General features: G+C 57.5%; 21 protein-coding genes. 10 read left to right on the forward strand and 11 right to left on the reverse strand.

Annotated features, from left to right (window positions below; translation table 11 throughout):
* Positions 1-115: 115 nt before the first annotated feature.
* The 6 genes from AB3U87_RS07510 to AB3U87_RS07535 all read right to left on the reverse strand — a co-directional run bounded on the left by AB3U87_RS07510 (position 116) and on the right by AB3U87_RS07535 (position 5,885).
* Positions 116-778, reverse strand: a complete 663-nt coding sequence (locus AB3U87_RS07510) for an ABC transporter ATP-binding protein (RefSeq protein ID WP_301252330.1) — start codon at positions 776-778, stop codon at positions 116-118.
* Complete coding sequence (locus AB3U87_RS07515) at positions 771-1,619, reverse strand: ABC transporter ATP-binding protein (RefSeq protein WP_301252271.1); 849 nt, start codon at positions 1,617-1,619, stop codon at positions 771-773. The genes AB3U87_RS07510 and AB3U87_RS07515 overlap by 8 nt, the downstream gene beginning before the upstream one ends.
* Positions 1,609-2,469, reverse strand: coding sequence for an ABC transporter permease (locus AB3U87_RS07520; protein ID WP_253455126.1), 861 nt, complete (start codon positions 2,467-2,469; stop codon positions 1,609-1,611). Before AB3U87_RS07520 ends, AB3U87_RS07515 begins: the two co-directional genes overlap by 11 nt.
* Positions 2,466-3,518, reverse strand: a complete 1,053-nt coding sequence (locus AB3U87_RS07525) for an ABC transporter permease (RefSeq protein ID WP_394148795.1) — start codon at positions 3,516-3,518, stop codon at positions 2,466-2,468. The genes AB3U87_RS07520 and AB3U87_RS07525 overlap by 4 nt, the downstream gene beginning before the upstream one ends.
* On the reverse strand, positions 3,518-5,083 hold the full coding sequence (locus tag AB3U87_RS07530; protein WP_394148796.1) for an ABC transporter substrate-binding protein: 1,566 nt from the start codon (positions 5,081-5,083) through the stop codon (positions 3,518-3,520). The genes AB3U87_RS07525 and AB3U87_RS07530 overlap by 1 nt, the downstream gene beginning before the upstream one ends.
* 133 nt (positions 5,084-5,216) lie before the next feature.
* Positions 5,217-5,885, reverse strand: coding sequence for a CPBP family intramembrane glutamic endopeptidase (locus tag AB3U87_RS07535; protein ID WP_394148797.1), 669 nt, complete (start codon positions 5,883-5,885; stop codon positions 5,217-5,219).
* Positions 5,886-6,107: 222 nt separating this feature from the next.
* On the opposite strand from AB3U87_RS07535, the gene AB3U87_RS07540 reads away from it, so the two are divergent.
* Positions 6,108-8,705 carry a bifunctional diguanylate cyclase/phosphodiesterase gene (locus tag AB3U87_RS07540; RefSeq protein ID WP_394148798.1) on the forward strand — a complete coding sequence of 866 codons (2,598 nt, stop codon included), beginning with the start codon at positions 6,108-6,110 and terminating at the stop codon, positions 8,703-8,705.
* Positions 8,706-8,737: 32 nt separating this feature from the next.
* Here AB3U87_RS07540 and AB3U87_RS07545 read toward each other — a convergent pair whose 3' ends face one another.
* Complete coding sequence (locus AB3U87_RS07545) at positions 8,738-8,920, reverse strand: hypothetical protein (protein WP_394148799.1); 183 nt, start codon at positions 8,918-8,920, stop codon at positions 8,738-8,740.
* 58 nt (positions 8,921-8,978) lie between these two features.
* Between AB3U87_RS07545 and AB3U87_RS07550 the strand changes: the two genes are divergently transcribed.
* A complete protein-coding gene (locus AB3U87_RS07550; protein WP_253455121.1) occupies positions 8,979-9,275 on the forward strand; it encodes an I78 family peptidase inhibitor in 297 nt (98 codons plus the stop codon).
* Here AB3U87_RS07550 and AB3U87_RS07555 read toward each other — a convergent pair.
* Together AB3U87_RS07555 and AB3U87_RS07560 are read right to left on the reverse strand one after the other, a co-directional pair.
* Positions 9,272-9,778 (reverse strand): redoxin domain-containing protein, encoded by a 507-nt coding sequence (locus tag AB3U87_RS07555; RefSeq protein WP_301729907.1) that lies wholly within the window; start codon positions 9,776-9,778, stop codon positions 9,272-9,274. The two genes, AB3U87_RS07550 and AB3U87_RS07555, sit on opposite strands and share 4 nt — an antisense overlap.
* Positions 9,779-10,147: 369 nt before the next feature.
* Positions 10,148-10,402 carry a biofilm development regulator YmgB/AriR family protein gene (locus AB3U87_RS07560; RefSeq protein ID WP_301252276.1) on the reverse strand — a complete coding sequence of 85 codons (255 nt, stop codon included), beginning with the start codon at positions 10,400-10,402 and terminating at the stop codon, positions 10,148-10,150.
* Positions 10,403-10,906: 504 nt separating this feature from the next.
* On the opposite strand from AB3U87_RS07560, the gene cspE reads away from it, so the two are divergent.
* The 4 genes from cspE to AB3U87_RS07580 all read left to right on the forward strand — a co-directional run bounded on the left by cspE (position 10,907) and on the right by AB3U87_RS07580 (position 14,807).
* A complete protein-coding gene (gene cspE, locus AB3U87_RS07565) occupies positions 10,907-11,119 on the forward strand; it encodes a transcription antiterminator/RNA stability regulator CspE (protein WP_125288360.1) in 213 nt (70 codons plus the stop codon).
* 398 nt (positions 11,120-11,517) lie between these two features.
* A complete protein-coding gene (locus tag AB3U87_RS07570; RefSeq protein WP_301252277.1) occupies positions 11,518-12,720 on the forward strand; it encodes a multidrug efflux MFS transporter in 1,203 nt (400 codons plus the stop codon).
* Positions 12,721-12,891: 171 nt separating this feature from the next.
* Positions 12,892-13,041, forward strand: coding sequence for a hypothetical protein (locus AB3U87_RS07575; RefSeq protein WP_301252278.1), 150 nt, complete (start codon positions 12,892-12,894; stop codon positions 13,039-13,041).
* Positions 13,042-13,277: 236 nt separating this feature from the next.
* Positions 13,278-14,807 carry an FAD-dependent oxidoreductase gene (locus AB3U87_RS07580; protein ID WP_394148800.1) on the forward strand — a complete coding sequence of 510 codons (1,530 nt, stop codon included), beginning with the start codon at positions 13,278-13,280 and terminating at the stop codon, positions 14,805-14,807.
* A gap of 40 nt (positions 14,808-14,847) precedes the next feature.
* On the opposite strand, the gene proC is transcribed toward AB3U87_RS07580, so the two are convergent.
* Positions 14,848-15,657, reverse strand: a complete 810-nt coding sequence (gene proC / locus AB3U87_RS07585) for a pyrroline-5-carboxylate reductase (protein ID WP_253455115.1) — start codon at positions 15,655-15,657, stop codon at positions 14,848-14,850.
* 98 nt (positions 15,658-15,755) lie between these two features.
* Between proC and AB3U87_RS07590 the strand changes: the two genes are divergently transcribed.
* The 3 genes from AB3U87_RS07590 (at position 15,756) to AB3U87_RS07600 (ending at position 17,260) form a co-directional block, all read left to right on the forward strand.
* Positions 15,756-16,274: a hypothetical protein gene (locus tag AB3U87_RS07590; protein ID WP_253455114.1), complete on the forward strand. Its 519-nt coding sequence runs from the start codon at positions 15,756-15,758 to the stop codon at positions 16,272-16,274.
* A 9-nt stretch (positions 16,275-16,283) separates the two neighbouring features.
* Complete coding sequence (locus AB3U87_RS07595; RefSeq protein ID WP_253455113.1) at positions 16,284-16,727, forward strand: DUF421 domain-containing protein; 444 nt, start codon at positions 16,284-16,286, stop codon at positions 16,725-16,727.
* A gap of 80 nt (positions 16,728-16,807) precedes the next feature.
* Complete coding sequence (locus AB3U87_RS07600; RefSeq protein ID WP_301252283.1) at positions 16,808-17,260, forward strand: YaiI/YqxD family protein; 453 nt, start codon at positions 16,808-16,810, stop codon at positions 17,258-17,260.
* A gap of 53 nt (positions 17,261-17,313) precedes the next feature.
* Here the strand turns inward: AB3U87_RS07600 and AB3U87_RS07605 are convergent, their stop codons facing one another.
* A complete protein-coding gene (locus AB3U87_RS07605; RefSeq protein ID WP_394148801.1) occupies positions 17,314-18,018 on the reverse strand; it encodes a DUF2076 domain-containing protein in 705 nt (234 codons plus the stop codon).
* A gap of 298 nt (positions 18,019-18,316) precedes the next feature.
* Here AB3U87_RS07605 and aroL point away from each other — a divergent pair, with 298 nt between their 5' ends.
* Positions 18,317-18,841: a shikimate kinase AroL gene (gene aroL, locus AB3U87_RS07610; protein ID WP_253455110.1), complete on the forward strand. Its 525-nt coding sequence runs from the start codon at positions 18,317-18,319 to the stop codon at positions 18,839-18,841.
* Positions 18,842-18,886 lie beyond the last annotated feature (45 nt).

An 18,886-nucleotide genomic window follows, 5' to 3' on the forward strand; every position in this document is an offset into this window, starting at 1 on the left:
GGACTATAGGAGGAAAAAAGCGGCGGGGAAATGCGAATTCCGGCAAGGGTTAGCAGTTTAAGAGATTAGCCAGATCAAGCGCTTATGGCTGAACACCGCGTTCAGCCATCGCCCGTTATTTAATGTAGCCGCGCTCCATTCTCACCGCGCGGTCGCACATATGGTCGATCACGTCCGGATCGTGGCTGACCAGCACCATCGTCAGGTTATCCTGCTGCTTCAGCTTGTTCAGCAGGTTGAGGATTTCGGCCTGCACCGACATATCCAGCGCGGAGGTCGGCTCGTCCAGCAGCAGAATTTTCGGCTCCAGCAGCAGCGCGCGCACGATAGCGACGCGCTGGCGCTGGCCGCCGGAAAGCTGATGCGGATAGCGATCGGCCAGCGCCGGATCCAGCCCGACATGGCGGAATCCCTGCTCGATACGGTCATCGATATCGCGCACCTTCAGCAGCTTCAGCGGCTCCGCCAGCGTGCGCTTCAGACGATGGCGCGGATGCAGCGAAGCATAGGGATCCTGAAACACCATCTGCACGTCCCGACGCAGCTGCCCGGTAAAGGGTTTGCCGGACGTCGCCTGATGGCCGGCCAGCGTCATCGTGCCCTGCCAGTTTGGGTTCAGACCGGCCATGACCCACAGCAGCGACGATTTGCCGCAGCCGGAAGGCCCGACCAGGCCGAAGCATTCGCCCGCCGCAACCTGAAGCGACACGTCATGCACCACGGTGCGCTGTTCATAGCCCTGGCGGTGCGCGACGCTGAGGTTCTGTAAATCAATCATGCTCACGGTAAGCCTCCAGCGCGGCGCGATCCAGCGTCGGCAGCGGTTTGCCCTGCGTGGCTTTACTCGGGCGACACGACCACAGGGTGCGGGTATAGGGATGCGTGGCCTGCGGCAGATTAGCGGCGGGCAGGGTATCCAGAATATTGCCCTGGTACATCACCATCACGCGCTCGCAGTGTTCGGAAACCTGCTGTAAATCGTGGCTGATCAGCAGCAGGCCCATATTCCGTTGTTCCACCAGACGGCGGATTAACGCCAGCACCTGATCGCGCATGGCGTGATCCAGCGCGGAAGTCGGCTCGTCGGCAATCAGAAACTGTGGGTCGGCAATCAGCGCAATCGCCAGCATCACGCGCTGGCCCATGCCGCCGGAAAGCTGATGAGGATAACGCTGCATCAGCTGCGCGGGCTGCGGCAGGCCTACCGCATCCAGCATCTCGCAGACTTTTTCTTTGATTTCGGCGCGGCTGAGGCGGGCGTGCAGCTTCAGCGGCTCCGCCACCTGCCAGCCAATGGTGCGCATCGGGTTCAGCGCATATTTCGGATCCTGCATCACCATCGCCAGCCTGCTGCCGCGCAGCTGGCTCCAGCGGCTTTCGCTCAGCGTCAGCGCATTTTCGCCCGCCACGCTAAGGGTGGAAGCCTGTAAATGCAGGGCGGGGGAGAGCAGGCCCATCAGGCTGCGCGCGGTCAGCGACTTGCCGGAGCCGGATTCGCCCACCAGCGCCACGCGCTCGCGGCCCAGCGTAAAGCTGATGTTTTTGACCAGCGCCACACCGGCGGCGCTGCTTATCGTCAGGTTGTCCGCCACAACCAGCGGCGTAGAGTCAGTTGGCATTTCGGGTATCCAGTCGGTCACGCAGGCCATCGCCCGTCAGGTTAAAGGCCAGGCTGGCGAACAGGATCGCGCCGCCCGGCGCGGCGGCTACCCACCACTGGTCAAAGATGACCTTGCTGCCTTCAGCGACCATCGATCCCCATTCCGCCGTCGGCGGCTGCACGCCCATGCCCAAGAAACCGAGGCCGGCGGCGGAAAGGATAATACCGCCCAGGCTCAGCGCGGCGCGCACCACGGCGCTGGGCAGGCAGAGCGGCAGAATATGGCCGAACATCAGGCGCAGGCCGTTGATGCCCTGCATTCTGGCGGCGGCCAGATAGTCGCTGCGGCGCAGCGCCAGCGTTTCGGCGCGCGCCTGACGAGCGAAAGGCGGCCAGCTGGTTAACGCCAGCGCCAGCGCGCCGTTCAGCAGGCCAGGGCCGAGCATTGCCACCAGCGCCAGCGCGATCACCAGGTTCGGCAGTGACAGGAAAATATCGGTAATGCGCATCAGCACGCGCTCCGTCCAGCCGCCAAGATAGCCCGCGCAGATGCCGACCAGCATCCCGACCGGGATAGTCAGCAGCAGGATCAGCGATACCAGCAGCAGCGTAGGGCGAGAGCCGTAAATCACGCGGGAAAGCAGATCGCGGCCAAAGCCGTCGGTGCCCAGCCAGTGCGCGGAAGACGGCGGCAGCAGGCGCGCCGAGATAATCTGCGCGTTGGGGTCGAAAGGCGCTAATAGCGGCGCAAACAGCGCGGCCAGCAGCAGGATAGCCACCAGCGTGCCGCCGATAGCCAGCGACGTGACGCGTGGTCGACGGCGTCGGCGCGGGGCGGCGAGTTCAAGATCGGTAAGATTTTGCGTCATCGGGTTCTCGGATCGGTGAGATAAGTTAACGCATCCGCCAGCGCGTTCAGCAGAATAAAGCAGCCGCCGATCAGCAGCGTAGAGCCGAGGATGGCTGGCGTATCGGACGCAAACAGGGCGGTAGTCATATAGCGGCCCACGCCTGGCCAGGCAAAGACGGTTTCGGTCAGCACCGATCCTTCCAGCAGCGTGGCGTAAGAAAGCGCCAGTACGGTGATAAGGGTGCCGCGCACGTTAGGAAAAACGTGCAGCAACAGAATGCGGCCCCGGCTGGCGCCTTTTGCCCGCGCCAGCGTCACGTACTCTTTGCTGCTCTCTTCCAGCAGCGCCGCGCGCAGCAGACGGGTAATGCCCGCCATCGCCAGCAGGCCCAGCACCACTACCGGCAGCCACAGATGGGCAACCGCATTACGGAACATCTCGGGATCGCCGGAAAGCCAGCTGTCGATCAACACCAGGCCGGTTTTAGGCTCCAGCGTATAGATCCAGATATCGTCCAGGCGACCCGGCCCGGCCGACCAGTGCAGCACGGCGTAAAACAGCAGCAGGCCGAGCAGGCCCAGCCAGAACACCGGAACGGAATAGCCCAGCAGCGAAACCAGACGCGCCAGGTTATCCACCAGGCTGCCCGGTTTCCATGCGGCGACCAGCGCCAGCACGATGCCGAAAAAGGCACCGAAAATCATCGAGCAGGTGGCCAACTCGATGGTGGCCGGAAAGGTGCGCAGCAGATCGCTGGCGACGGGCGAATTGGTCAGGCGTGAAATCCCTAAATCGCCGTGCGCCAGATGCGTCAGATAGTGCCAGAACTGCATCAGCAGCGGCTGATCCAGACCCAGCTCGCTTCTTACCTGCGCATAGGTTGATTCGCTGGCGTGATCGCCGGCAATCTGTAAAACAGGATCGACCGGCGACAGATGCGAAAGCGTAAAGGTGAAGGCGAGCAGGCCGAGCAGCGTGACCGCCAGCGCGACCAGACCGGTCGCCAGGCGGCCGCCGCGCAGCCAGAACAGCCGGGCGGACCCGGCTTCAGCGGTAAAACGCGCCATTACTTACTGACCTGGCTGTAGTAGACCATATCCGGGTTGATGCCCTGCACGTAGCCTTTGAGATTGGCGCGCAGCGCAATCAGGTTGCGAGCCTGTAAGCCGATTACGTAAGGTGAGTTTTTCTGCACTTCGCGCTGCATGTTTTCATACAGTTTGATGCGCTTTTCCTTATCGCTTTCCGCCGTGGCCGCCAGCGTCTGTTTATTCAGCTCCGGGATATGCCAGTTAGAGCGCCATGCCAGGGTTTTGCTGCCGTCTTCCGGGTTGTAGGCAAAGGCGGAGGCGTTGGTGTTAGGATCGAAATAGTCCGCTCCCCAGGCGTTCAGCGTGGCTTCATACTGATGGGCTTTGACGGCTGTTGCCACTTCGGTGCTGATACCGGGGATCAGCTGAACCTTGACGCCGCCGCGCGCGAAGCTGGCCTGCAACGCCTGAGCGATATCCAGGTAAGGCGGCTGGTTGCTGACGCTCAGCTTGAAGCTGACGTCTTTCAGTCCCGCCTTCGCCAGAATCGCCTTAGCTTTTTCCGGATCGAAAGTGTAAGGGTTGTCGTTCAGCGCGCCCAGGAAGCCCTGCGGCAGAAACGACTGATGCACCTGGAACTGGCCTTTCAGCAGATCGTCCGCGATGCCCTTGTAATCGAACAGGTAGCGGGACGCTTCCCAGAACGCCGGGTTTTTCAGCGCCGGGTTGGCGTCGATATTAAACTGCATGTAATACAGCGAGGCCATCGGCACCGCCATTGGCTTCACGTCCGTTTTGCCCTTGAGCGACGCCATCTGATCGGCGCCCAGGTTGCGGGCGATATCCGCATCGCCCTGTTCCAGCAGCAGGCGACGGGCAGCCGGTTCCGGCACGTTTTTAATCAGCACGTTTTTCAGCTTTGGCGCGCCCGCTGGTGAAGAAGCGTTAGCGGAAAGCAGCAGCACCTCATGCGGAATATATTTGCGGATCTGATAAGGGCCGCTGCCCGCCGAGTGCGCGATCAGCCAGCTGTTGCCAAAGTCATTTTTTTGCGCGTTAGCCATCGCCACTTTTTCATCCACGATGGAGGAAACCGGCGCGGCGAGCAGGCTCAGCACGTAGGTCGGGCTGACGTCAGCCGTCCAGCTAATCTGCACGTGGCTGTCGTCGATCTTTTTCAGATGCGAGTCCACGTTCTCTTTGGTCCAGCCCAGCTGGGTCAGGATAAAAGAGGGATCGAGGTTAAGCTTGACCACGCGTCCCAGAGAGAAGATCACATCTTCCGGGCGCAGCGGGTTGCCGGAAGAGAATTTCGCGCCGTCGCGTAGGGTGAAAGTCAGGCTGCGGTTATCGCTGCCCGGCTGCCAGGCGCTGGCCAGTGTCGGCTGCAGGTCGACAGGATTTTGCGGATCCGGCTGTACCAGACGCTGATAGAGATTGGTAAACGCCTGTACCGAGGTCAGCTCAAAGCCCTGCGCGGGATCGAAGCTGTTGGCGTCATCAATAGACTGCGCGATAACCAGCGTATCCGGCGGCGTAGCGGCCTGTGCCGCAAAAGAACCTGCCAGCGCGACGGCAATGGCGGGAAGCAGAAGTTTCATGACGTTTCCTTACCCTGTTTTAATTTGTTGGCGAGTGTAGATTACCTGCATACCGGATAAATAGTAGATTATCGGCTATCGATATGCGAATTGGTTATAAGCAAAACCTATTGGTTATAAACACTAACCATTGCTACCGCAGGAAGGTAGCCCATAGCCAGGGCGCAACGCCGATAAAGTTATTCAGCATATGCAGCGCGACGGGCAGCTTCAGGCCGCCCGAATAAAAACGGGCCAGGCAGAGCAGCAGAGAAAGCGCCGTGAGCGCCAGGAGCGTTTGCAGATGAACATACTGGGTGTGGAGTCCGGCAAAGATCAGCGAAGTGAGTAGCGCACAGGCCAGCCGCTGTCCCGGCACCATCGTTAACAGCGCCTGCAGCAAAAAGCCCCGGAAAACAATCTCTTCAGCCACGGGCGCCAGTATCACCACCGCCAGCGAAAAGGCCAGCGTGCGCCAGGCTTCGATCTGTTCGTCGCCGTTTAGCTGCGTGGCGGTCCAGCTTTCCGGCTGTAAATAAAAAGACTGGGAAAAAATCAGGGCAAGCAGCAGCAGGCCGAACAGGAGCAGCGGGCGGAGCCGCAGCACGCCTGACGCCACGCCGTCATAATACCGGTTATACCAGCGCCAGAGCGGCACCAGCACCACAAATTCCAGCAGACAGAGCGCCGGCATCAAAATGCCGTTTTCCGTTAAAAAAGGATGGAGCAGCGGCGTGCCGATCAGCAGCGTAATGCCGTACCAAATCAGGCAAATCCCTGTACAGAGCAGGGCCTCGATCGCTGTATCCGTGTCTTTATTCATTAGCATGGGTTTGAGAAGCGCGTCAGCGGATGGTAGCAAGGGCGAAGGGGAGTGTCGAGGCGGCAGAATTAGTGCGCGCTGCATCTAAATTGTTCAGCCTCCAGGCCGATAATGCATTAACGATCGCGTCTGGAAGGGAAAAAGGACCTGCGATTTTCAGATAGCAGTCAGGGCGGGCAAACGGGAGTTGTTTGTCAGCCCGCAGGATAAGGTTCGGAGTAGATGAATTTTCCCCCCATGCTTAGCCACCAGGTGCCTTACGGCCAGAAATCCACCTTCTTTACCCGACGAATAGCCGTATCGCTTATTCTGTTGATGAGCGGCGTGACGCTGCTCGCCATGCTTATGGTGGTCGGTATCGCCTGGCGTCAGAACGAAGAGGCCGTTAAGCAGGAAAGTTTTTTACTGCATAACGCCTGGCAGGACGCTCGTCAGGAGCTGATGACCAATATCCGCGATTACGCCTTTTGGGGTGAAGCCTGGAACCATTTACATCTGACGATGGATAAGGTCTGGGCGTTTGAGCAGCAAAACCTGGGGCCGGGTTTATACAGCGAATTCCATTATGACGGCGTCTTTGTGGTCGACGGCGAAGGGCGCACCACCTATTCAGTGGTTAACGGCCAGCTGGACGATCTCCAGCTGGAAAGCTGGCTGGGTATTCAGACCGCGCCGCTTATCGCCAGGGCACGTCTGCTGGCAAAGGAGGAGGGCGCGACCTCGCTGAATACGCTTATCGGTTCGACGCCGGCTATCGTAGCCGCTGCGCCGATCACCACAGGAAAAGTGCCGGGGCTGGAAGCCCGCTCAGGGCCGCCTTCGGTCATGGTGTTCGTCAGCCGCTACACGCCGGAAAAGCTGGCGCAGTTCGGCCGTACGGTCGGCGTGATGAATGCTCGTGTGCCGGGCAACGCGCAGGATACCGCTACCGAGCCCTTTTTGCTGGAGGCGGTATTCGACGGGATGCCGGTGGTGATCCGCTGGGATTCGCAGCAGCCGGGACGGGCGCTGCTGCTGCTGCTGTTACCTGTGCTGCTGCTGGCAGCGGTGATGCTGGCGTTGGTGACGCGACGCGTTATCAGGCACGCTATGTACAACGCCAGGCTTTGCGACGAGCGTTTTTTGCAGCTGATCCACAGTCAGCACGAGCTGGCCGTTAGCGAGGCTCGCTTTCGCGACGTGGCCGAAACCGCGTCTGACTGGATTTGGGAAACCAACGCCGAAGGCGTGCTGACCTACCTTTCCCGGCGCTTTACCGTCGCCACGGGCTTTGCGGTGGAAAAGCTGCTGGATAAATCGATCGACGCGATCCTGCAGCACGATACGCAGCCGGTTTCCGAATGGCTGTTTCAGCATCGGCAGGAAGGGCATCGCCATACCCTGCGCTGCTATTCGGTATCGGCCAGCGGCGAAAAGCGCATCTGTAGCCTGGTGGCTAACGCCGTAGAAACGGGCGGACAGATTAGCGGCTATCGCGGCACGGTTTCCGACATTACTCAGGAGATCGAGTCTCAGGCGCGCATTCACTATCTGTCGCAGCACGACGCGCTGACCGGACTGCCAAACCGGCTCTATATGAGCGAGTTTTTGCTGAGCAGGCTACAGGCGCAGCCCACGGCGGAAAGACCGCTGGTGTTGATCAGTCTCGATCTCGATCATTTTAAGCCGATCAATGATACATGGGGCCACGCGGCGGGCGACAGCGTGCTGAATGAGGTCTCGCACCGGTTGCGCAGCGTGCTCAAAGCCGGCGATCTGGTGTCGCGGCAGGGCGGCGACGAATTTATTATTATCGTTTCCGATCTGAACGGCGAACATGAGATTGACGCTTGCTGCCAGGCGCTGCTGGACGAGGTTTGCCGACCTTTCCAGCTGGGTCAGCAGGAAATTTTTATCGGCGCGAGCATGGGGATTGCGCTGGCGCCTGACGATGCGATGCAGGCCGACGAACTGCTGCGGCTGGCGGATATTGCGCTTTATAAGTCGAAGCGGGAAGGGCGAAATCGGTGGACGTGGTACAGCGCGGAAATGGCCGAACAGCTGGTGCTGCGTCGCGAGATGGAGCGCAATTTGCGTAAGGCTATCGCCGGAAACGAACTGAAGCTCTTTTACCAGCCGCGCTATTGTCTGAGAAACACGCGGCTGGACGGCGCGGAAGCGCTGATCCGCTGGGAGCATCCGAGCCACGGCCTGATTATGCCGGATAAATTTATTTCGCTGGCGGAAGAGACCGGGCTGATTATTGATATCAGCGACTGGGTGCTGCATCGGGCCTGCCACGACGCGCTGGGCTGGCCGGAGCCGATGTACGTTTCGGTGAATATCTCGCCGGTGGAGTTTCGTAGCGGCAATCTGGCGCAGCGCGTAGCCAGCGCGTTGGCCACCAGCGGCCTGGAAGCGCACCGGCTTGAACTGGAGATTACCGAAAACATTACGCTCGAAAATCCGCAAAGCGCGCTGGAAGTGATGCAGTCGCTGAAAGCGCTGGGCGTAAAGCTGACGGTGGATGATTTTGGCGCGGGCCATGCTTCATTGGGCTATCTGAAAATGTTCCCGTTTGACGGCATGAAGATGGATCGATCCTATATGAGCGATTTCCCGCACTCTCCACAGGCGCTGTCGATTGTTGAAGGCATTATCGGGCTGGGGAAAGCTTTCTCGCTGACGGTAACGGCGGAAGGGATTGAAACGCAGGAGCAGTTGCAGGAGCTTCAGGCTATCGCTTGTCAGGAAGGGCAGGGCTACTATCTGGGCCGACCGATGCCGCTGGATCGTTTCAGGCAGCTGCTGGACGCGCCTTGCGATATCGTTCGCAGTTGAATAACAACAGCCCGCTAAAAGCGGGCTGTTGATTAACGGACTTTCACCGCGACCAGCGTCATCATGGCCGCAATCAGCATGAACACTATCAGATCCATGAGTTGCTCCTTTGTTGAGATAATTCCTAAATTATAGCGGATTTTCCTGATTAAAATAAAAGCAATCCGTGCCATTTTCCGCTGGAATCGCTGCGCGAAAAGATCGCGTTTTTGCACCCTGGCGCTTATCTGCTACCCTTGCGACGACAAAAAAAGCAAGCTGAGGAGAGAAATCATGATCGGTAAGAAAACACTGGCCGCTTTTGCGGCGGCGATTCTGCTGGCGGGTTGTCAGTCGGGCGCACACAAAGGTGCGGCGTCCGGCCCGACGGATCCAGAACTGGATCGCTGCGGCGCTTCCGACTACCAGCAGTACGTTGGCAAACCGCTTTCCGCCATTGACGGACTCCGCTTTGAGCACCCGGCTCGTGCGGTGCCGTGGAACTCAGCGGTTACCATGGATTTTAATCTTAACCGGTTGAATTTTATGGGCGACAGCCAGAATACTATCACCCGCGTCTACTGCGGCTAATACCACTTATTCACCCACCAGTGGCGCAGCCGAATGCCCGTGGCGCTGGTCCAGCCGGTGGTGCTTTGCACCACCTTGCTTTTCTTCACGATTAACAGCGTTGGCATCACGTCTGTCTGCCAGCGTGCGGCTATAGCGCCGGTGGGATCGTTAATGACCGGCAGGGTAAGATGTTTACCGTTCAGCAGACGGACGATCTGAATATCGTTGCCGGCATGGTGCACAATGGCCAGCACGTTATAGCCGCTGTTGCTCAGGTTAGTGATATCGCGGGTGGTATAACGACAAACGCTACAGTTGCCACTCCAGAAGTAAATCAGCAGCGGTTTTTTTGCGCTCAGCTCGGCGATAGTAATCGTCCGGCCATCAATAGTATGGAAAATCTGTTGGGCAAAATCTTCTGGCGGTTTCGGTGCGCGCAGCCAGTCCATCAGCCATAACACCACAGCAATCGCCAGCAATAATGAAAAAATCGTCCGCAAGCCCTGTCTGATATTAGCCATGAGCCTGTCCCACCCTGCGCGTCCGGGGCAGATGAGCGCAATACGCCGTTGTAAAGCCTGTAAGCATGTCCTTTTACCTGAGTAGGAGCAACGGATCCGACCGTTGCTGATAAAGAGAAGTCCGTTCACCTTATCATTTGAAATGTCAGTCTCTTTCACGATACGAAAGGTTATCTGATTGTCATACACCTGCAACAGGCGCGCTGTACTTTACACTATTAATAAAGGTGACATTTTGATCTCGCCACAGACAGGTATGCCCGTTTGCTTCCCGCCCCGTGCGGGTTTTTTTTGGGCGAGCATTATCACGGCGTTATCAGTAAAAAAAATAAGGCCTAAGGTAAGCGCACTGCTCCCGCTTCAGAGGCGTTACCGTTCAGGGCGTTTTTCTTCCAGTAGCTGGGTCAGCAAGTTGCGATAGCCCTGCAGTTGGGTTTCATCTATCTCGCCTTCCAGCCTGGCAATAACGGTAGCGATAATCGCTTTGCTGGTGGTTGGTCTGCCGTTACGCATCAGTTCGGTCATGATGGCCGCCAGCAGCTCGCTCTCTTTCGGCGCGTTGAAAGCAGGGCTGTTAAAATACTCGGTGATTTCCCGGCCTGCGCCGGTAGCGTGATGAACCATGGTAAACCTCCTGCAAAGCGCCATCGACAGCCCGGCAATGAGATCGGGAAAGGCTTAACGGGCTAATTTACCAAACCGAATAAATTGCCATTTAGCCTGGAAAATAACCAGGTGGAGATTTTTATTAGTCTGGATGGGCGTAGCGGAATGTCCAGCCGCCGCCGCACTATTTTTTTGTCGTTATGCCGTAGCAAAAAGCGTCGCGAGTGAAGGTTTAACTGAATGCGGCAAAAAGATGAAAATTATCTTTATAAAAATCAGCGAATTGACATTAAATTACTTTTTTTTAGTCATCAGTGCTTGTGCCGCAGCGCTGGTTATGAGTAAATGCACCGTCGGTTTTGAAACAGACACGTATGCGAGCAATTTTAGTAAAGCAGTTTTCAGTTAAAGCGTTATCTCAGATATCTCTTCTTCCTGACTTCCTTCTTGAGTGCCCCATAAGTCTACCCTGTTGACAAACCTCGTGCCTTAACGGCTTTATACTTATTGAAGGAAAGACAAATGTCTAACAAAATGACTGGTTTAGTAAAATGGTTCAACGCTGAGAAAGGTTTCGGCTTTATCTCTCCAACTGACGGCAGCAAAGACGTGTTCGTACACTTCTCTGCAATCCAGAACCAGGGTTTCAAAACTCTGGAAGAAGGTCAGAAAGTTGAATTCTCTATCGAAAACGGCCAGAAAGGCCCTGCAGCTGCTAACGTAACTGCGCTGTAATTCGAGAGAAACTTCTGCTGCGACCTCGTCGGGCAGAAGAACAAAAACCCGCCTTATGGCGGGTTTTTTGCGTTTAGCGTCAGAAGAATTACCCTCTGCCGCCTGTTTTCTGTTTCTGGCTTTGCACGCCAGCCGTTATCCGCCTTCTGAAGCTATCGCTTGTCTTCAGTTGTGGCCTGGCGCCTTTATGGTCTTCTGACCTTCTGACCACCGCTCATTGATGGCTTACCGCTTTGCTATTTATCGCCGGCGAGCGTGCTTTGCGGGCAGCGTCCCACCGTGAAAACAACCGCTTGTGAACCATGCCGATGGCCTGTAACGATGTCTGACCGTTTTGGCGTTCAGGCAGGGAGTTGTTACACTCATGGCTCGCATTCTCCTGCAGAGCATAAAAAAACATGGAATCCTGGAAGGTTAACCTTATTTCGGTCTGGTTTGGCTGCCTGTTTACCGGCCTTGCTATCAGCCAGATTATTCCTTTTCTGCCGCTCTACGTGGAGCAGCTGGGCGTCACCGATCCCAGCGCGCTGACGCTGTGGTCAGGGTTAATCTTCAGCATTACCTTTATGGTTTCAGCCATCGTCTCGCCAATGTGGGGCAGCCTTGCCGATCGTAAAGGGCGCAAGCTGATGCTGCTGCGCGCTTCGCTGGGCATGGGAATAGTCATTTTTTTACAGGCTTTTGTAACCAACGTCTGGCAGCTGCTGCTGTTACGGGCGTTGATGGGGCTGACCTCCGGCTATATTCCCAACGCCATGGCGCTGGTCGCTTCGCAGGTGCCGCGCGAGCGCAGCGGCTGGGCGTTGAGCATGGTTTCCACCGCGCAAATCTGCGGCGTGATTATGGGGCCACTGCTGGGCGGCTTTCTGGCCGACTGGGTCGGGCTACGTGCCGTATTTTTTATTACCTCCTGCCTGCTGCTGACCAGCTTTATGATTACGCTGTTTCTGATCAAGGAAACCGGGCATCGCAAAATCAGCAAAGAAGAAAAGCTCAGCGGCGCCATGGTTTTTCGTTCGCTGAGTCATCCCGGATTAATTATCAGCCTGTTTATCACCACGCTGGTTATCCAGCTTTGCAACGGCTCAATTAGTCCAATTCTTACGCTGTTTGTGCGCCAGCTGGAGCCGAACGTAGAAAACATTGCCTTTATCAGCGGCGTAGTGGCAGCCATTCCCGGCGTATCGGCGCTCTTTTCCGCGCCCCGACTGGGCAAGCTGGGCGACCGCATCGGCGCGCAGCGCATTTTATTTGCCGCGTTAATGCTGACGATAGTGCTGTTTCTCGCCATGTCGTGGGCAAGCAGCGCCTTACAGCTCGGTGCGCTGCGTTTTCTGCTGGGGTTTGCCGAAGGCGCCATGATGCCGGCGGTGCAAACGCTGCTGCTGCGCTACTCCAGCGACCGCATTACCGGACGGATTTTTGGCTATAACCAGTCGTTTATGTATCTGGGTAACGTGGTCGGGCCGCTGATTGGCTCAGGCGTTTCCGCCATCGGCGGTTTCCGCTGGGTCTTTACCGCCACGGCGATCGTGGTGCTGATTAATACCGTGCAGCTGATGCTGGTCTGGCGGCGCAGAAAAGCGGCTGCGGCGGCCTGATCACGCCTCGTTTGTGGCTTTAGCCTTTTAAGGTTTTTCGCGCTTTCCCGCAAGGAAAGCGTTAAGCGTGGTTACGCCGGGTAAAAACAGGGGCTAACAGGATTTTTCTGCATTGTCGGCCCGTGTGGCGACGCTTACTATCAGCGCCATTGTTACCATGAGGAAAGAGCAATGAGTCGTTTGATTAAAGCAGTGAGTGTGGTCGCGCTGGTAACAGCATTGAGCGGATGTCTGTTCCCGCCGCCGGGCGGCGGTGGCGGTCACGGCGGTTGGGGCGGCGGCGGCCCACGCGGCGGTTTCTCCCAGGGGCCGGGCCGCTAACGGATGACGGGCCGGCGTGGTTTACGCCGGCGCTTTTTTTACCAGTACGTTTCTCACAGCCGCTTGCCAACAGCATGGCTTGTTCGCTATCCGCCATAAAATTTAATCGGTATAAATAACAATAGTTTATCCAATCCTGCGCACGGCATGCTTCGCTTTAAGATGGCCGATCTCCCTGTTAATGCCAGGCTTATCAAGTCTGATAATACAAAAGCATAACAAGAAAGGAGCCTGTCGTGAGCTATCAAAACGCTATCGTCCTGCAGGATTTACCGCAGCTGAAACCGGTCAGGGTGCCCATTGGGGAGCAGGAGATCCTGCTGATTCGGCAAGACGATGAAATCAAGGCCTACCAGGCCAAATGCCCGCATTCCGGCGCGCCGCTGGAGCAGGGCGCTATCCGTGACGGCTATCTGGTTTGTCCCTGGCATAAGGCCAATTTCGCCATCAGCGACGGCAGTCTGTGCGAGCCGCTGGCGCTAAGCGATCTGCAACGCTATCCGGTCAGGGTCGAGAACGGCATGGTGCAGGTGGATCCCGAAGCGCTTCCCCCGCTGTATCAATTTGCAGAAGAAGAAGATGAGCCGGTGTTCGCGATCCTGGGCACCGGCGCGGCAGGCGCGGCGGCGGCCTGGACGCTGCGTCGGGAAGGCTTTAAGGGAAGGCTGGTGCTGGTCGATCGCGAACAGCAGGCACCTTACGATCGCACCGTGCTGAGCAAATTCGTGCCGTCCGGCAAGATGGCGATTGATGAGGTGCCGCCTCTGCTGGATGACGATTTCTGGCACTATGCCGAACGCAAGCACGGCGACGTGGAGCAGCTGGACAGCCGCGAGCAGCTGCTGCGCTTTGCCGATGGCTCCACTCTGCATTATGACCGGCTGCTGATTGCCACCGGCGGGATCCCGCAGCGGCCCGATTTCAGCGGCAAGGCGCTGTTCGGCGTACACGTGCTGCGCAGCCTTGAACAGGCGGCGACGCTGTTGCAGGAGGTGGATGAAAGCAGTCAGCTGGTGATCGTCGGCAACAGTTTTATCAGCATGGAGCTGGCTTCTGCGCTAAGAGCCAAAAAAGTGCAGGTGCAGGTTATCGCGCCCGATGCGCTGCCGTTTAAAAAGCAGTTCGGCGAGCAAATCGCGCGCTATTTTCGGGAGCTGCATGAAGAAAACGGCGTGGAGTTTATCGAAGGCGAAGTGGCCGCGCTGCAGGGCGAGAAAGGCCACGTCAGCGGCGTCGAGCTTAAAAACGGTCGCGTGGTGCCCGCCACTGCCGTGCTGCTGGCAACGGGCGTCGCGCCCGGCACCGGGTTTATTCACGATCTGCCGCTGAACGATGACGGCAGCCTGACGGCCAGCGAGGAGCTGGAAATCGCGACCAACGTCTGGAGCGCGGGCGATATCGCCACCTGGCCCGCCGCTTCCGGCCCCATGCGCATCGAACACTGGCGCGTGGCGCAGCAGCAGGGCCGGGTGGCGGCGAAGAACATGCTTGGTCGCGGCGAGAAGTTCGATCGCGTGCCCTTTTTCTGGACGGCGCAGTTCGGCACGCGCTACGAGTATCTGGGTCATGCCAAAGAGTGGGATGATTTTCGGCTGTTCGGCTCGCTGAAGGAAAAAAACTTTGTGGCGCTCTACGGGCAAAGAGGCCAGCTGGCCGCGGTCGCCTCCTGCGGGCTGTATACCTTTACCGCCGATCTGGTGCGTCGGATGCAGCAGCCGATGACCATGGCCGAAGGCGCGGCGCTGGCGCAAAAAGCGCTGGGCTGAATACGCATTCAGCCCCTCCGTAATGAGGGGCTGAAGTGGGTCAATCTTTACTCATCCGTTCCGACTTGTTCATGCACTGCTGCATCGCTTCCATGACCGCCGCACGGAATCCTTTCTCCTCCAGCACTTTTACCGCTTCGATGGTGGTGCCGCCTGGCGAGCAGACCATATCTTTCAGCTCGCCGGGATGCTTGCCGGTTTCCAGCACCATCTGCGCGGAGCCTTTTACCGCCTGCGCCGCAAACTGATAGGCCTGCGCTCTTGGCATCCCGCCGAGCACCGCCGCGTCGGCCATCGCCTCGATAAACATAAAAACGTAGGCCGGCGCAGAGCCGCTGACGCCGACCACGGCGTGGATTTGATATTCCGGCACCAGCGCCGCCTTGCCGAAGCCGTTAAAAATCGCCACGATTTCATCCGCTTCTTCTTTGGTCACCAGCACGTTCGGCGTCACGGAGGTCATGCCTTCATTGACCAGCGCTGGCGTATTGGGCATTACGCGCACCAGTTTGCGATCGTGCCCCAGCGCCTGCGCCAGCGAATCAAGCGTGACGCCAGCCGCGATGGAAACCACCACGGTATCTTTGTTCAGGCAGCCGGAAATTTCCTTGAGTACGCTAAGAATAACGTTGGGCTTCACCGCGCCGAATAAAATATCGGCCTGTTTCGCGACTTCTTCCGCGCTGCTGCCCGGCGTAATGCCGTACTGCTCGTGCATGGCCTGATTCGTTTCGGGCTTGCGATCGTAAACCCAGATGTCTTCCGCTTTCACCTGGCCGGCGGCAACCAGGCCGCCAATAATAGCTTTCGACATATTACCGCAGCCGATAAAACCGATTTTTTTCATCATCCTTCTGCCTCTTTTTGTCTTTTCATTCCGTTCAGCTTACGTCATTACCCGGCTTAATTCAGCTTCGGCTACGCTTAAGCAACAACCAGGAGCCGCAGATGAATCTAAAGAAACAAAATGAAATGGACAGCCGCCGCTATCCGGTTCAGGAGCATATGCGCCTGCAGCGGATTGAATGGCGGATACAGCGTATTGGCTATCTTTTTCTGTTTACTATCGTGATCCTGGGCGCCTGCGGGCTTTTCTCAAAAGGGATGCTGAGCAACAAACGGGTGAAGTCGGCAGACGGCGCCCTGGAGGTGGAATACGAGCGTTTCGGGCGGCTGGCGAGCGATATGTCGATGACTATCCGCATCAGGCCGCAGCAGGACGGTGACTTCAGGCTGGTGCTCAACGGCGAGGAGATGGACAACTTTCAAATTCAGTCGCTTCAGCCGCAGCCGCAGCAGGCGTTCAGCCGTGGCAATGCTCTTGAACTGCACTGGTCTTCTCCTCGCTATCGCGACGGCGCGACGGTGTGGATTGGCCTACAGGCGCAGAACCCTGGCCGCTATCCGGTTACCGTGACGCTGGACAATAAAACCAGCGTGCAGTTTACCCAGTGGATTTATCCTTAGGAGCTAATTATGGAAACCGTTTTGCGGGCTGCCAGTATGTATTTATTGCTGCTGGTAGTGTTGAAAATCGCCGGACGCCGCACGCTGATGGAGATGACCTCGTTTGATTTGATCCTGCTGCTGATTATCAGCGAGGCGACGCAGCAGGCGCTGCTGGGCAACGATTTTTCGGTCACCGGCGCATCGCTGACGATTATCACCCTGGTGGTGGTCGACATCCTGTTCGGCATGTTGAAGGCGCGTTTTCCCCGGCTGGATATGCTGATTGACGGCACGGCGCTAATCCTGGTGGAAAACGGCAGTCTGCTGCCGGAAAGGGCCAGAAAAGCGGGCATTTCCGAAGAGGATATCCTGAATTCTGCCCGCAGCACCGCGGGGCTGGAGCGGCTGGATCAGATCAAATTCGCTATTCTGGAGAAGAACGGCAAGATCAGTATTATCCCGCAGCGCTAAGATGCGGTGAATAACAGGTTGCCATTCCTGAAAAGCCAGGCAAGATCGCAGGCAGTGTTGTGTTGATAAAGGAAAGGGCGATGCCAGTCTGGGTAGATGCCGATGCATGTCCAAAGGTAATTAAAGAAGTGCTGTATCGTGCGGCGGAGCGCGAGCAGGTAATGGTGACGCTGGTGGCGAATCAGTCGCTGAGCGTGCCGCCCTCGCGTTTCTTACGCACGCTGCGGGTGCCGGCGGGTTTTGACGTAGCGGATAATGAAATTGTTCGAAGGGCGCAACCCGGCGATCTGGTGATCACGGCAGATATTCCGCTGGCGGCGGAAGTGATGGAAAAAGGGGCCGTGGCGCTGAATCCGCGCGGCGAACGCTACAGCGAGGCGACGATAAAAGAGCGGCTGACCATGCGCGATTTTATGGACACGATGCGGGCGAGCGGCGTGCAGACCGGCGGCCCTGCGACGCTGAACCAGCGCGACCGTCAGCAGTTCGCCAACGAGCTGGATAAATGGCTACAGGCGCAGCGCGGCAAATAGCAAAAGGCGGGGAAATCCCCGCCTTTCATTTATGCAACCAGCCTCGACCTTATTCAGACAAAGCTGTCGTCGTCGTCAAAACCGCCGTTGTCGAAATCATTATCGTAGTCGCTGGCGTAATCCTGCGGCAGTCCGGCATCCTGATTCAGGAAGGGGGCGTCGGTGCCGTTGTTAAACGTATCCAGATTATTGTCGAAACTTTCCTGCGGCAGCGCCGGTTCGTTAATAATGTTTACGATCTCTTCCGGCTGCGAGTGGTGGAACATGCTGGTCAGCATATCCGCCATCACTACGCCGCCCGCCACGCCGACCGCCGTCTGTAGCGCGCCGCCTAAAAAGCCTCGGCCAGCCGAAGGCGCCGCGGGCGCAGAATAGGGCTGCTGCGCGTTATTCCACGGCTGCTGCTGCTGCTGTGGTGCATTGCCCCAGGCAGACTGCTGCTGTGGCGCGTTGTAGGATTGCTGCTGCTGCTGCTGCTGGCGGCCGCCGCCAAACAGGCCGGAAAGAAAGCCGCCGCTGCTTTGCTGCGGCTGGGCCGCCAGCTTCGCCTCTAATTCGCTCACCCGATTGTTCAGCTGTTTCAGGGCCGCTTCCTGGATCAGGATCGCCTGCGCCATGTAATAAGGCGCGCCAGGCTGCTGCTGAAGCTGTTGTTGGATCAGTTTTTCTGCGGCGGCATCACGCGGGCCGGACTGGGTTTCAGCCTGTTTCAGTCGGCCAAACAGGCTTTCAATTAACTTTTGTTCTTCGCTCTGCATAAGAGATCCTCATTAACGGGCTGTCCCTTTATTTTGGGGCAGAACCGGGGAAAGTAAACGAGGTTCGGGTAAGGAAATGTTGCCGGGCTTACCGCCAGGCTAAAATGTATGTAACGGAAGGTTTACATGCTATTTTTGCTTTATATCAAAGGGATGTGCTGTTTCTCCCGTGCAAGGGGTGTAAAGAAAAAGTGACTGCTGGTGACAAACAAGAATTCTCGGTATGATGCCTGCCTCTCATTATTCACTGCCGGTTGCTGCTAAGCGGCCAGTAAACAAGGCTGAGGAATTTTTCGCCATGTCCTTACCCCTCTATCTTATCGGCGCGCGCGGCTGCGGAAAAACCACGGTTGGCCAGGCATTGGCGCTGGCGCTGGGCTACGCCTTCAGCGATACGGACAAACATCTGCAGCAGACCACCGGACTGACCGTCACGGAAATTGTTGCGGCTGAAGGATGGCAGGGCTTCCGGCAGCGCGAGTCGCTTTCTTTACAGGCGGTAACGGCCGATCGCACGGTTATTGCTACCGGCGGCGGTATGGTGCTGGCAGCGGAAAACCGGCAGTTTATGCGCGAGCACGGCCAGGTTATCTATCTGAAAGCCGATGCCGCCGTACTGGCCGCCAGGCTGGAAGCCTATCCGGAACAGGCGCAGCGGCCCACGTTAACGGGCCGACCTATTGCTGATGAAATGGTCGACGTGCTGGCCGCCCGCGATAAGCTTTATCATGAGGCGGCCCACTATATTATCGATGCCATGCAGCAACCTGAGGTCGTGGTTGAGGAAATTATTAGCGCGCTGGCGCTGGCTCGCGCCAGTTAAACCTACGATTTTTCCCAAGTTGCGCAGAGCGGACAGAGAATTATC

Source organism: Erwinia plantamica (genome assembly GCF_043420595.1).
GTDB classification, from domain to species: Bacteria; Pseudomonadota; Gammaproteobacteria; order Enterobacterales; family Enterobacteriaceae; genus Erwinia; species Erwinia aeris.

What these genes read in the sequence shown, in the direction of transcription:
- AB3U87_RS07510 (WP_301252330.1), bottom strand. Translation starts at nt 778, where the DNA reads ATGATTGATTTACAGAACCTCAGCGTCGCGCACCGCCAGGGCTATGAA.
- AB3U87_RS07515 (WP_301252271.1), bottom strand. Translation starts at nt 1,619, where the DNA reads ATGCCAACTGACTCTACGCCGCTGGTTGTGGCGGACAACCTGACGATA.
- AB3U87_RS07520 (WP_253455126.1), bottom strand. Translation starts at nt 2,469, where the DNA reads ATGACGCAAAATCTTACCGATCTTGAACTCGCCGCCCCGCGCCGACGC.
- AB3U87_RS07525 (WP_394148795.1), bottom strand. Translation starts at nt 3,518, where the DNA reads ATGGCGCGTTTTACCGCTGAAGCCGGGTCCGCCCGGCTGTTCTGGCTG.
- AB3U87_RS07530 (WP_394148796.1), bottom strand. Translation starts at nt 5,083, where the DNA reads ATGAAACTTCTGCTTCCCGCCATTGCCGTCGCGCTGGCAGGTTCTTTT.
- AB3U87_RS07535 (WP_394148797.1), bottom strand. Translation starts at nt 5,885, where the DNA reads ATGAATAAAGACACGGATACAGCGATCGAGGCCCTGCTCTGTACAGGG.
- AB3U87_RS07540 (WP_394148798.1), top strand. Translation starts at nt 6,108, where the DNA reads ATGAATTTTCCCCCCATGCTTAGCCACCAGGTGCCTTACGGCCAGAAA.
- AB3U87_RS07550 (WP_253455121.1), top strand. Translation starts at nt 8,979, where the DNA reads ATGATCGGTAAGAAAACACTGGCCGCTTTTGCGGCGGCGATTCTGCTG.
- AB3U87_RS07555 (WP_301729907.1), bottom strand. Translation starts at nt 9,778, where the DNA reads ATGGCTAATATCAGACAGGGCTTGCGGACGATTTTTTCATTATTGCTG.
- AB3U87_RS07560 (WP_301252276.1), bottom strand. Translation starts at nt 10,402, where the DNA reads ATGGTTCATCACGCTACCGGCGCAGGCCGGGAAATCACCGAGTATTTT.
- cspE (WP_125288360.1), top strand. Translation starts at nt 10,907, where the DNA reads ATGTCTAACAAAATGACTGGTTTAGTAAAATGGTTCAACGCTGAGAAA.
- AB3U87_RS07570 (WP_301252277.1), top strand. Translation starts at nt 11,518, where the DNA reads ATGGAATCCTGGAAGGTTAACCTTATTTCGGTCTGGTTTGGCTGCCTG.
- AB3U87_RS07575 (WP_301252278.1), top strand. Translation starts at nt 12,892, where the DNA reads ATGAGTCGTTTGATTAAAGCAGTGAGTGTGGTCGCGCTGGTAACAGCA.
- proC (WP_253455115.1), bottom strand. Translation starts at nt 15,657, where the DNA reads ATGATGAAAAAAATCGGTTTTATCGGCTGCGGTAATATGTCGAAAGCT.
- AB3U87_RS07590 (WP_253455114.1), top strand. Translation starts at nt 15,756, where the DNA reads ATGAATCTAAAGAAACAAAATGAAATGGACAGCCGCCGCTATCCGGTT.
- AB3U87_RS07595 (WP_253455113.1), top strand. Translation starts at nt 16,284, where the DNA reads ATGGAAACCGTTTTGCGGGCTGCCAGTATGTATTTATTGCTGCTGGTA.
- AB3U87_RS07600 (WP_301252283.1), top strand. Translation starts at nt 16,808, where the DNA reads ATGCCAGTCTGGGTAGATGCCGATGCATGTCCAAAGGTAATTAAAGAA.
- AB3U87_RS07605 (WP_394148801.1), bottom strand. Translation starts at nt 18,018, where the DNA reads ATGCAGAGCGAAGAACAAAAGTTAATTGAAAGCCTGTTTGGCCGACTG.
- aroL (WP_253455110.1), top strand. Translation starts at nt 18,317, where the DNA reads ATGTCCTTACCCCTCTATCTTATCGGCGCGCGCGGCTGCGGAAAAACC.